This is a genomic window from Fibrisoma montanum (assembly GCF_003583365.1).
Classification (GTDB): domain Bacteria; phylum Bacteroidota; class Bacteroidia; order Cytophagales; family Spirosomataceae; genus Fibrisoma; species Fibrisoma montanum.
This window is the reverse complement of the sequence record NZ_QXED01000003.1, coordinates 753,891-766,083: the sequence shown is the minus strand read 5'-3', so window position 1 is coordinate 766,083 and position 12,193 is coordinate 753,891. Positions and strand designations below refer to the sequence as shown.

The window sequence follows — 12,193 nt, the reverse complement described above, 5'->3', positions numbered from 1 at the left end:
GGCTCATACCATGAACCAAGTAGTTGATTTGTTATTTAACCGACGAAGTTGCCTTGCCGTACTGGGAGGGCAGACTACCATACCGCTCCTGAAACACCTTGGCAAAATAGGAGAGGTTATCGAAGCCAACGGCAAAGGCAATCTGCGTTACGCTCTGGCTACCTTCGTTCAGCATTTCAGCGGCTTTGGCCAACCGAATGTCGCGGATAAACAGCGAAGCAGTGGTATTGGTCAGTGCCTTGAGTTTCCGGTGCAGCTGAACCCGGCTCATGTTAACGGCGTCTGCCAGGAGCTCGACCGTGAAGTCAAGATCGTCCAGATGCTGAACAATCACGGCCGTCAGCCGCTCCAGAAACTGCTGCTCAGTGGCTAACAGGGCCGGTTTGGCGGGCAGAACAGGCGGTTGATCCGAAGCCGAGGCCTGTGCCTGCTCCGCAAAATACTGGAACAGGCGTTGCCGCTGCTGAATCAGGTTCCGCACCCGGGCTGTCAGTTCATCCCGGTTGAACGGCTTGGTCAGGTAATCGTCGGCACCTAGTTCAAAGCCTTCCAGCCGGTCCTCCGGGGTCGCTTTGGCCGTCAGCATCACCACCGGGATGTGGCTGGTAGCTGCCTGACTCTTTAACGCCCGGCAAAAACCAAACCCATCGAGCCGGTGCATCATCAGATCGCAGATCACGACGTCGGGCAAGGTGGCTGTTGCCTGTTCCAGGCCGTCCTGTCCATCGACGGCTTCCAGAATCTGGTAGTCGCCCTCAAAAATACTCCGCACGTATGCCCGGATGTCGGCGTTGTCGTCGATGATCAGCAGTACGTTCTCCCGGGCAGCCGCGCTGGGGATTGAGTGATTGGCCCGGATGGGAATTTCAAAGCCAGCCGGTGTCCTCGGCTGTCCATACGCGTCCAGCGGTTCGGATCGCTCTTTAGCGTTCGCCTTTGGATGGCCCGCCGGATGAGGGTATTCGGCGGCTGGCTGATCGAATGGAACGGTGGGTACCAGCGGCATGGTTATATGGAACGTAGTGCCTGCTTTTTCGATGCTGCTGACCTCGATTCGGCCACCCAGTACGTTCGTCAGCTCGTGAACCAGGGCCAGCCCAATACCCGTTCCTTCGTAGGGGCGGTTAATCTTACCGTCTACCTGATAGAACCGCTCGAAAATTCGGGCCAGGTGGGTGGGCGGGATGCCGATCCCCGTATCCTCAACCACGCAGGTGAACTGCCCGGGGCCATAGTGTACGCTCATCCGGACGTCGTTGCCGGCCGGGGTAAACTTAAACGCGTTGGCCAGCAGGTTGTTGACAATCGTTTCCAGTTTCCCCCGGTCAAATTCGGCCCAGCATTCATCCTGGTTCTGGGAAAAGAGAAATCGAATCCGCTGACTTTCCGCCAGCGACTCAAACGACGACGCCTGCGTACGAAAGAAGGTGGCCAGATCACCCGGTTCGGGCTGGGCTTTCAGTTGACCGGCTTCGAGCTTGCTGAGGTCAAGCAGCTGGTTGATCAGGCCCAGCAGCCGGTTGGTATTCCGCTCCATCAGTGGCAGCAGCGGCTCGGCAGGAAACCTGCGTTTTAGATCGGCCAGCGGACCCAGCAGCAGGGTGAGGGGTGTTCGAAACTCGTGCGAGATATTGGTGAAAAACTGCGTCTTCACGGCGTCCAGCTCCTGAAGCTTGTCGACTTCCACTTTCTCCCGAATCAGGGCATCCGCGGTTGCAATGCGCTCTTTGATGTATGAACGTACCACGCGCCCCAGCACCAGCGACATGGACACCATCTCGACGGCGAGGGCCAGCAGCGCCAGCTGGCTGATGACCGGCCGGTACGGAATAACCGACAGCGACTGAAGCTGAAACAGGAAGAATGGAACAGTACAGAGAGCAATCGGCAGGACAAAATGAACCGCCGACCTCGATTTGCTGAACCAGATCAGGAAGACATTGAGAAAAAACAGGCCATACATCATGGCAACAATGACGGCATTGAACCGGCTGAGCGATGCATTTTGAACGAAAAAGGGAAGAATCACACCTACAGCACAGACGCCAATGACGCCGAGCAGGAGCCACCGCAGCGGCCGGAAGACCCGCCGATCATCCAGCAGGCTGTACATCCAGGCCGCCAGTCCGAGCGGCATCAGCCGCCCCATGCCGTAGTGCATCCATTCCAGCAGTACCGGATGGCCCGAGAGAATAATCGGGTAAATGCCCGTGCGGGAGAGCGTGGACAGATACAGCAGGAACGTACAGACGGCGTAGAAACGGAATTGCGGGTCGGGAATGAAACGGGCCAGCACGAAGTTGTTCAACGACCGGAGAATGAACAGACCCAGAAACATCCAGATGGCAAAAATGATGACCCGCCCTTTGCTCAGGTTATAATACTCGTCCCAGACGGTCACCTTGCCGAACATGGCCAGACTGCTCCTGATCCGGAAATAGACCGTAACGGGTGTATTGGGCGGCAGCTCGACCCGAAAAAACGGCGTCGTAGCAAAAAAGCCCTGGTCGACGTAAGGCCGTTTCAGTCCCCCGGCCTGGTGCCTGACCTGGCCATTGGGATAAACCAGGTAGAGGTCGACGTAATCGAGGGTGGCCGCATCCAGGAGTCCCACCAGCCAGTGTTTTGTATTTTCCCGGTTGCGGTTCAGTAAGTCAAACCGAAACCAGTACGCGCTGTTGCTGAACCCGTATTGGAAATTTTCGGACGTACTACGTCTGAAGTCCTGTCGCTGCCTGACCTCCGCCAGCGTCAGGCGGCCGGTTTTGTCTTCCAGCACAGCCAGTTGCTGGCCAACCGGTATAAACCGGGTCGTATCGTACAGAACGGTGGCCTGCCGGGGGGCTTTGTCGGATCGTCCCGACGCACCTGGCTGAGCCAACACGGTAATCGGGCAAAGAAGCAGAACGTAGAGTAAACGCATCGTCAAAAAGGAAGGGGTGTCGTCGATAGACATAAACACCTGATACTACGTAGAAAAGAGCGGTTTCGATTGCAAAGCAGACAATAATCCGGCCAGAGAAACAAATACGTTTTGTGAAAAGGTGTTGCTGGCGCGAACCAAGACTTAAATGGGTATGCGGTTCAAATCTAACCGTTTCACAAATACGAACATATGGAGCTGTTTGTGTATTTTTGGTAGCACATTCGCTATGTGCTACTGTACTTTTCATGCCAAGAATCGTTGCTTTACTGATCAGCTTGATCTGGTCAGCTTCTACCCAGGCCCAGGTAGATAGCCCTTACAGGTAGCTTTCAGCCTTTCTCTTTTCGATCTTTCGGCCGGTCAGCTTGCGGGCCAGTACGTTAAACGCAAAACAGCGGCCTGTGCCGCTGTTTTGCGTTTGAAACAAACAAGACGAGATCAAGCCGCTTCGGTCAGATAAATCTCCTGCGTAGCCAGCGTCGTGACGGCCGGGCGGGCCAGGTTCTGCAGGGCCTGTCGTCCGGTGTTCCACCGGCGAATTACGTTCATCTCGCGCACGGCGATGGGGTCTTTGGGCTGATTGGCTTCAGCGTAGTATTCCGGCATCCGGGCCGTCATCTGGCTTACAATCTCCCCGATGGTACCTTCCAGAATCAGGTCGGGATAATACCGCGCCACCTGGATCAGGGCCCGGCCGATGGAGGCCGTATAAAACGCACAGTCGATGTCCTGGTGCCGAACCGGTACGCCGTCGTGCAGGCGCTGCAGCTTTACGCCCCCATCTTCCAGCAGGTCCGATGCCGGGGCGCTGCCTTCGGGCTGCGGAAAAACCGTATCCACTTTCCGTTTAAAACTATGCCACCAGGGCGGTGTGCCCGAGGGGTTCAGCGTATCGCAGAAGATGATGCGCTGCGGACGGTCGGGATGCTCCGGGTGCATCACCAGCAGGGCCGCGCCCAGATGCCGGTCGTCGGCGGCATGGCGTCGCTGGATCACGAAGCAGTGGGGCTGATGCTCGCCGGTGGCGTGCAGGTGCTCGGCAATGGTTTTCACCATCCGCAGCGAGTCCTCCATATACCCCTCCGTGATGACGTGGACGGGCAACGGGGCGGGCAACAGAGCTTCCTGCTGTAGCTCATTGGCAATCAGCGTCAGGGCTGTGTTGTCGGACCGGCGGGTGCCGAAATACATACCAATGTCCTCGCGTCCCTGCCCTTCGGGCATATCGGCTAGCGCAATGGTGTCGCCGTGATCACCCTGGCGACTTTTGGAACTGTACCGAAACGGGATCTCCAGGTGTTCCCGGTGGGCAGCCAGGTTGTAGATACGGCGCTCAAACCGGGAAAACAGCGGTTCGTAGGCGTCGTGCTGGAAATACACCTCCTCAACGGGGCGCAGCAAATGCCGGGCAATGGCCTCCCGTTCGAGCAGATGCTCAAAAGGATCGGGAGTATGAATAAAGAACGTTCGCAGAGCCCCCTGTTCAATAAATTCGTCGACATCACTGCCGGACTCATGGGGTTTCTCGGAAACGGTGCCGTGTTCAATCCAGTCTCTGAGGAACTGTCTGACGGCATCATCGAAGGCGCGGTTGGCGGCTTCGGCTTTTTCGTTTGGGTAGCTTGTCAGGCTTAGGGGTTGATTCTCAATCGGACGCGCTCCGTCAGAGACGGTCCGAAACTCTTTGTGCATAGGGCGGGGTACGGTTCTGAAGTGAAGTTGTGCAAATTACAGGTTTTAAGTGTATTTTTTACATGGGGAGCTCCATTAAATAAACATAAATTCCGGCTCAATTAGTTGCGACCGGTGTGCCTGTTTTTGAGGTGAAAATCGTGCGCAGACCGGGGGGATTGACACCCCGGCACACCCACCTTTTCCCAAGTTTTTGGCTTGTCATTAAAACCATTCGGTCCCTAATCCTATTGATTTAGTAAAGGGGGCCCGCCGGGCAACGCAATTGGGGCGCTGTGGGCCGTTCGGATCTAGACCAACTACGCTATGAAAAACAATCGACTCGTCATCATCTCTTATCGGCTGCCGTTTTCAATCAAGACCCAAAACCGGGTTACGACGATCAAACCGTCGGCGGGGGGACTCGTTACGGCCGTAAAATCACTGGATCTGAGTGCATCGGCTGAAAAGCCCATCTGGATTGGCTGCGCGGATTTCACGCAGCGAGCCTGGGAGAAGCACCGGGAGGAGGTGGGCGACGATTTTGAATACGTACCGGTCTTTCTGGACAAAGCCACCAATAAGAAGTTTTACAACGGATTTGCCAACTCCGTGCTCTGGCCGTTGTTTCATTATTTCCCGTCTTTCGTCGACTACCACGATGAGTACCTGACAGCCTATCAGGCGGCTAATCAGGCGGTTTGCCAGAAAGTGCTGGAACTGTTGCGGCCCGGTGACCTGGTGTGGGTGCATGACTACCATTTTCTCCCCCTGCCCCAGTTGATCCGCGAGAGCGCACCAACCGCCACCATCGGGTTCTTTCTGCATATCCCGTTTCCATCCAACGAGTTGCTGAAACTCCTGCCCAAGCCTTGCCGGAACTACCTGCTGAACGGTCTGCTGGGCGCAGACCTGATCGGGTTTCATACCAACGACTACATGATCCATTTTCTGCAGTCGGTGCAACTCTCGCTTGGCTTGCCTCACAAACTCGCCCGGATTCAGCACCAGGACCGGAATGTGCAGTGCCAGGCGTTTCCGATTGGCATCAACTACTCGCTTTTCTACGATGCCTACGACAAGCCGGAGGTGGTGCACGAACGGGAAGACCTGAAAAAATCCTATCCGGGAAAAATTATCTTCTCCGTCGACCGGCTCGATTATACCAAAGGGGTCATGCAGCGCCTGGATGCGCTGGAGGTCTTTTTGCAGGCTCATCCGGAGTGGAAAGAAAATCTGGTGTTTATCCTCGTCGTCGTGCCCTCGCGGGACGAGATTCAGACGTACTGGGAACGGAAACAGATGATCGAGCAGGCCGTGGGCCGGATCAACGGGAAGTTTGCCACGCTGACCTGGGTACCGATTGTGTACCGGTACGCGTCTCTGGCGTTTCCGCAGCTACTGGCCCTGTATACGGCCTGCGACGTAGCCATGATTACGCCACTCCGCGACGGAATGAACCTGGTTGCCAAGGAGTTTATTGCCTCCCGGCAGGATCAGCGCGGGGTGCTGCTGCTGAGTGAACTGACCGGGGCCGCCAACGAACTGGGGGAAGCTCTGCAGGTCAATCCGCTCGATGAATACGAAGTGGCCGATCAGCTGAACCGGGCCCTGACCATGCCGTCCGAAGAACAGCGACGCCGGATGGCGGTGATGCAGAAGCGAATTTCCGACTACGATGTGAAACAGTGGGCCGGCGATTTCTTCGATTCGCTGCTGGTTAGCCAGCGGGGTAAAGAAATCAGCCACGTTCGTACGCTGAAAGGACCCAGCAAGCAGAAACTGATGGCGGCTTTCGACCAGGCGCAGACCCGGCTGCTGCTGATCGACTACGACGGTACGCTGGTCGAATTCACCGACGTTCCTGATCAGGCGGCTCCATCCGTGGAGGTGATCAGGCTGCTCAATGAACTGGCCGGCGACCCGCGCAACAAAGTGATCATTATCAGCGGCCGGGCGCACCAGACCCTCGACCGCTGGCTGGACGGTCTGCCCGTCGACATCGTAGCCGAACACGGTACGTTTATCCGGCAGGAGGGAGGCTGGCGCAGTTCGGTACTGGGCGACAGCGACTGGAAAGAGACGGTTCGTCCGCTGATGAACGATTTCGTAAGTCGGTGTGCCGGGTCGTTCATCGAGGAAAAAACGCATTCGCTGGCCTGGCACTACCGCAACGTAGGCGAAGAACTCGGGTTCCTCCGGTCAAGGGAGATGGTCACGACCCTCGAAGCGTTGCTGCCGCACCAACTGCGGGTGATCGACGGCAATCGGGTGGTGGAGGTGAAAAATGCCGATACCGATAAAGGCCGGATGGCGAAGCAGCTGGCCCTGGCAAGTCCCTATGAGTTTGTGCTGGCCATCGGCGACGACCGTACCGACGAGGATATGTTTACCGCCCTGGTTGGTCCGAATCAGTATACCATCAAGGTAGGGCGGGGCGCCACGGATGCCAACTACCGGCTCGACGCGGTGTCGCAGGTGCTGGCCCTGCTTCGCGATTTTGCGGGGCGGCAACCCGTACCCACTGATGACCAGGATTAGTTTACGATAGCTGCCTGACCCGTACGCTCTTCGGGAAAATGGGAGCGCTACGTAATCGGAACGGGTATATATGCATTGGGACAACCGGTCGACCGGTTGTCCCAATGCATAAAATCATCTATCGAGTGCGATTAATCGGCCACCACGATCACCGGTGGTACCATCTCGGGATCATCCTCGCGGGTTGATTTCTTCTTCAGCGCCTTGCGGGCCGCTTTCTTCACGCTGACGTCATAGAGGTCCGTCCGGCGGTCTTTAACGACCTGAACGGAACCGTACTCATGCAGTTCTTTCAGCAGCGACAGGTCCACGTCGGCAATGATCATCAGTTCCGTGTTGGGCGTTGCTTCGGCCTTCACCGCGTTGGTCGGAAACTGGAAGTCGGAAGGGGTAAACACCGCCGACTGGGCGTAGTTGATGTCCATGTTCTGCACGCGCGGCAGGTTACCGACGCAGCCCGAAATGGCAACGTAGCATTCGTTCTCGATCGCCCGGGCCTGGGCGCAGTGCCGCACGCGGGTGTAGCCGTTCTGCGTATCGGTCAGGAAGGGCACGAACAGAATCTGCATACCCTGCGAACCCAGGATCCGGCTCAGCTCGGGGAATTCGACGTCGTAGCAGATCACAATGCCGATTTTTCCGCAGTCGGTGTCGAACACCCGGATCTCATTGCCGCCGACCATACCGTAGTGCCGCACTTCATTGGGCGTAATGTGGATCTTGCGGTACTCCTCCCAGCTACCGTCGCGCCGGCAGAGGTACGCTACGTTGTACAGTTTACCGTCTTCGACCAGCGGCATGCTGCCTCCTACAATGTTCACGTTGTAGGAAATGGCGAACTCACTCAGCTTCTGCCGGACCGGCTCCGTATAGTCGGCCAGTTTCCGGATCGCGACCGGCTCGGGCAGTCCGTTGAAATCGGCCATCAGGGGCGTATTGAAAAACTCGGGCAGCAGCAGAAAGTCGGCCCGGTAGTCGCTCACGGCGTTGACAAAAAACTCGACCTGATCGAAAAACGCCTGAAGATTTCGGAACGGACGCATCTGCCACTGCACCACCCCAAGCCGGATAATGGAATCGGTATGCGGTTTTTTGTCTTTTTCGTCGACGTAGTAAATGTTGTTCCATTCCAGCAGCGTCGCGTATTCCTTCGACTCGCTGTCGCCGGGGAGGTAGCCCCGCAGGACCTTCTTCACGTGGAAGTCGTTCGACAGCTGGAACGTCAGCGTCGGGTCGTAAATTTCCTTCTGCTTTACCTTCGCAATGTACTCGCGGGGCGACAGATCGTCGGCGTATTTGTTATAGTTCGGAATCCGGCCACCGGCCAGAATCCCTTTCAGGTTCAGCTGTTCGCACAATTCCTTGCGGGCGTCGTAGAGCCGTCGGCCCAGGCGCAGATCGCGGAAGTCGGGGTGTACGAACACCTCGATGCCGTAGAGGTAATCCCCTTCTTCATTGTGCGTTTTGAACGTGTAGTTACCGGTGATTTCGGCGTAGGTATGGCTATCGCCGAAGTTGTCGTACTTGATCAGAATCGCCAGCGCGCAGGCAACGACTTTACCGTCGACCTCCACGCAGAACTGCCCCTCCGGAAACACCGACAGCAGTTTATTGATCTTGCTCTTCTCCCAGTAGTCACCACCGATACCACTGTAGACCTCGATCATGGCTTCTTTCAGATCGGGGTAGTCTTCTTTCTTTAAGTTTCTGGTTTGAATGTGCATATACGAACGCCTTGCTAATGAGTAACCCGTCTAACGGCAAATCCGTTTCAATTTCAGGCGGGCAGATGGACTTTACCGGCGATTTATCCGTACGGAGATCGCTGCAACATACGGATCAATTTCGACGGTTCACTCCCCCGATTTTACAATTCACTCCCTTCGCCGATCCAATCGAAACCGACGGCTGGTTAATGGCTTGGTAATCAACCCGCATTCAACCACAAAAACCAACAAAAAAACCGTTTTCCTATGAAAAAAATAGCGAAACTTTCTTTTGTAGCCTGGGCTGCACTCGCCTTACCCGCCCTGACATTCATGAGCTGCCAGGATCAGCTTGCCGAAGGCCCTCAGCCCGCCAGCCGCAAGGGAGCCCGCGTGGGCGTTGAAACCGGCGTGTCGGCCACTCAGATTGTCGTCAACAGTGCCGATCATACCCTGCTCGAAGCAGCCGTAATCCGGGCCGGTCTGGCCAACGCGCTGAGCACGGGCACGCTGACCTTGTTCGCACCGACGGATGCTGCGTTCCAGCGGGCCGGGTTCGCGGATGTCAACGCCATCAACAGCGCCGATATCAACGTACTCACCCGTATTCTGCTCTATCACGTAATTGGCGGCTGGAGCTTCGAAGCCGAACTGTTTCCGATGCGCCAGACGGGTTTCACTACCCTGCAGGGCGGCCAGTTTCTGGTTACCCGCAGCAACACCGGGGTGTCAGTAAACGGTATCCGCGTAACGCAGGGTAACCTGTTTGCAACCAACGGGGTTGTGCACGTAATTGATCGCGTGCTGATGCCGCCCATGGGTAACGTAGTTGAAACGGCCATCGCCAATCCGAACCTGTCGTACCTGGTAGCGGCTGTGCTGCGGGCCAGTCAGGGACCGGTTAACGTGCTACAGGTGCTGGGTACGACCCCGAACCTGACGGTGTTTGCGCCGACGAACCAGGCTTTCATCAATGCGGGCTTCCCGACAATCCAGTCGATCCAGACGGCCGATCCGGCGGTGCTGACCAAAATCCTGACGTATCACGTCGTCGCCGTGCCTCAGTTCAGCCAGTTCTTCTCGGCTAACCTTGCCAGCGGCAACGTACCCACCATCCAGGGCGGTAACGTAGGCGTAACGGTCAGCGGGGGCGGTGTAACCGTGAAAGGATTCAGCAACCCGTCGGCATCGAACGTTGTCATTCCGGACGTTGCCACCATCAACGGCGTTGTGCACGTGATCGATCAGGTGTTGCTGCCGCAATAAGCAGTTGCCGTACTCACCGTTTTTTTATCCTGTTTTCCCACTATTCACTGATCAGGTTGCCAAGCGGACGCAACCCGGCACCTTCGGGCGTCGGGTTGCGCCGTTTTGAGCAATCCCCGTTTGACCGCCGGCCGTATATTTACCAGCCTTAAGACAAGTCAGACCATGTTTGCACACCGGTATCGTTATGGGTTTATGCTCCTGCTAGGTGTGTATTCGTACCTGAATACGCTCTACGTAGAAGCGCTGACGAATTACCACATCGATGCACCGGAATGGGTCGTAGCGTCCAGCATGTCCGCCATCGTCGTGCTGGTGTGGGAGTCGAACCGTCTGCTGGCGGCTGCCCTGCCTGCGCTCCGACGCCGGCTTCCGGTTGCGGTTCATCCGCTTGTGATCCAGTTTCTGGGGAGTTTGCCGCTGGTGCTGCTGACCGTAACGACCCTGGTCTGGGCGGTAGCTACCTTCTATCTGGGCTTTTCGCCGGATGGCCTGCGGCTGCCTTTAAAACTGAGTCTGGTGTTCGGGTTCCGGGTGAATCTGTTCCTGCAAACCATCAATGCCGTTTATTTTTTGCTCAGACAATACCGGCAGGCTCAGATCGAAGCCGCCGAACTGAAAAAAGTCAGCGCCCAGGCGCAGCTCCAGCTCCTGAAAGCCCAGATCAATCCGCATTTTCTGTTCAACAACTTCAACGTGCTGAGTTCGCTGGTCGACAAAGATCCGTTCATTGCCCAGGAGTTCATACAGCAGCTGGCCAGTGTGTACCGCTACGTACTGGACCAGAACAACAAGGAATTGGTGACGCTCGGGGAAGAAATGCAGTTTCTGCGGTCGTACGGGTATCTGCTCAACAAGCGGTTCAACGGCGGGCTGCGCATTAACTTCGACGTGCCGGAGACGTACCTGCATTACTGCATCGTTCCGGTCGCGCTTCAGATGGTGTTCGAAAATGCGATCAAACACAACGTGAATTCGCACAGCCGGCCCCTGCACATTCGCGTAACGGTCGACGACGCGCCGAGCATCATCGTGACCAACAACATTCAGCCTAAAGCGGATGTAGAACCTTCAACCCGAGTCGGTTTGGCAAACATTCGTCAGCGGTATCAGTTTATCACGAAGCGTACCGTCCATATTTTGCGTACGGACGATACGTTCCGGGTAATCCTGCCATTACTACCGCTTCCTGACTGATGAATGCTTTACTGATTGAAGACGAAGACCTGGCGGCCGAGCGGCTGGCTGGTATGCTTCGCGATCATGATCCGGATATCCGGATTGTGGGTACACTCGACTCGGTGACCGATGCGGTGGATTGGTTTTCGACGCACCCGCGCCCCGACCTGATTTTTCTGGATATACAGCTCTCCGACGGCATCGGATTCAGTATTTTCAAACGGGTTACGATCAACAGCCCGGTTATCTTTACGACTGCTTACGACCAGTACGCTATTCAGGCGTTTTCGGTCAACAGCATCGATTACCTGCTGAAGCCGATCAACCGTGACCAGCTCGGCCGGGCGCTCGACAAGTGGCGTTCCCGGCTGACACCCGTACCAGCTTATCCGTTCGACATGTTTCAGGAAATTGCCCGGAACCTCGCCCGGATGTCGCAGCCGTATAAATCCCGGTTTCTGGTCCGGTACGGCGACCATATTCAGTTCAAGAATGTGGGCGATGTCGCGTACTTTTACGCCGACGGGAAAACGGTCTATCTCGTCACCCTCGATTCGAAACGGTACATCATTGAGTACACACTCGAAGAGCTGGAAACGCAGCTCGATCCGGCCCGATTTTTTCGGGTAAACAGAAAAGTCATTGCGCAGATTCAATCCATCCGCGATATTCGGACTCATCTGGGCGGCCGATTGCGGCTGCAATTGCAGCCGGCCGCCGGAGAGGATATCCTGGTCAGCCGCGAACGGGTGGCCGATTTCAAGTCCTGGCTGGAGTATTGATCGGTTTCCCCAAGTAGGTGTTCTGTGTAGGTATCCGGCATCGGGTACTGCACCCCGAACACTGTACACTCCGAACCGGTACTCCGCACACTCAACACCGCAAACTGTACTACATACCGATT

At 56.3% G+C, this 12,193-nt stretch carries 7 protein-coding genes; 4 read left to right on the top strand and 3 right to left on the bottom strand.

The window, feature by feature from the left end:
* Nucleotides 1-31 precede the first annotated feature (31 nt).
* A complete protein-coding gene (locus tag DYU11_RS13205; RefSeq protein WP_119668331.1) occupies nucleotides 32-2,923 on the bottom strand; it encodes a 7TM-DISM domain-containing protein in 2,892 nt (963 codons plus the stop codon).
* A 441-nt stretch (nucleotides 2,924-3,364) separates the two neighbouring features.
* Nucleotides 3,365-4,618, bottom strand: coding sequence for a hypothetical protein (locus tag DYU11_RS13200; RefSeq protein WP_119668130.1), 1,254 nt, complete (start codon nucleotides 4,616-4,618; stop codon nucleotides 3,365-3,367).
* A 306-nt stretch (nucleotides 4,619-4,924) separates the two neighbouring features.
* Between DYU11_RS13200 and DYU11_RS13195 the strand changes: the two genes are divergently transcribed.
* Complete coding sequence (locus tag DYU11_RS13195; protein WP_119668129.1) at nucleotides 4,925-7,138, top strand: bifunctional alpha,alpha-trehalose-phosphate synthase (UDP-forming)/trehalose-phosphatase; 2,214 nt, start codon at nucleotides 4,925-4,927, stop codon at nucleotides 7,136-7,138.
* A gap of 131 nt (nucleotides 7,139-7,269) precedes the next feature.
* Here the strand turns inward: DYU11_RS13195 and DYU11_RS13190 are convergent, their stop codons facing one another.
* Nucleotides 7,270-8,862, bottom strand: a complete 1,593-nt coding sequence (locus DYU11_RS13190; RefSeq protein WP_119668128.1) for a carbon-nitrogen hydrolase family protein — start codon at nucleotides 8,860-8,862, stop codon at nucleotides 7,270-7,272.
* 249 nt (nucleotides 8,863-9,111) lie between these two features.
* Here DYU11_RS13190 and DYU11_RS13185 point away from each other — a divergent pair, with 249 nt between their 5' ends.
* The 3 genes from DYU11_RS13185 (at nucleotide 9,112) to DYU11_RS13175 (ending at nucleotide 12,071) form a co-directional block, all read left to right on the top strand.
* Nucleotides 9,112-10,110: a fasciclin domain-containing protein gene (locus DYU11_RS13185; RefSeq protein ID WP_119668127.1), complete on the top strand. Its 999-nt coding sequence runs from the start codon at nucleotides 9,112-9,114 to the stop codon at nucleotides 10,108-10,110.
* Between the two features lie 165 nt (nucleotides 10,111-10,275).
* Complete coding sequence (locus tag DYU11_RS13180) at nucleotides 10,276-11,307, top strand: sensor histidine kinase (RefSeq protein ID WP_119668126.1); 1,032 nt, start codon at nucleotides 10,276-10,278, stop codon at nucleotides 11,305-11,307.
* Nucleotides 11,307-12,071: a LytR/AlgR family response regulator transcription factor gene (locus DYU11_RS13175; protein ID WP_119668125.1), complete on the top strand. Its 765-nt coding sequence runs from the start codon at nucleotides 11,307-11,309 to the stop codon at nucleotides 12,069-12,071. Before DYU11_RS13180 ends, DYU11_RS13175 begins: the two co-directional genes overlap by 1 nt.
* Nucleotides 12,072-12,193: the final 122 nt, after the last annotated feature.

Bases quoted from the DNA above. Each gene is read 5' to 3' on its own strand.
- DYU11_RS13205 (WP_119668331.1), bottom strand. From the start codon at position 2,923: ATGCGTTTACTCTACGTTCTGCTTCTTTGCCCGATTACCGTGTTGGCT.
- DYU11_RS13200 (WP_119668130.1), bottom strand. From the start codon at position 4,618: ATGCACAAAGAGTTTCGGACCGTCTCTGACGGAGCGCGTCCGATTGAG.
- DYU11_RS13195 (WP_119668129.1), top strand. From the start codon at position 4,925: ATGAAAAACAATCGACTCGTCATCATCTCTTATCGGCTGCCGTTTTCA.
- DYU11_RS13190 (WP_119668128.1), bottom strand. From the start codon at position 8,862: ATGCACATTCAAACCAGAAACTTAAAGAAAGAAGACTACCCCGATCTG.
- DYU11_RS13185 (WP_119668127.1), top strand. From the start codon at position 9,112: ATGAAAAAAATAGCGAAACTTTCTTTTGTAGCCTGGGCTGCACTCGCC.
- DYU11_RS13180 (WP_119668126.1), top strand. From the start codon at position 10,276: ATGTTTGCACACCGGTATCGTTATGGGTTTATGCTCCTGCTAGGTGTG.
- DYU11_RS13175 (WP_119668125.1), top strand. From the start codon at position 11,307: ATGAATGCTTTACTGATTGAAGACGAAGACCTGGCGGCCGAGCGGCTG.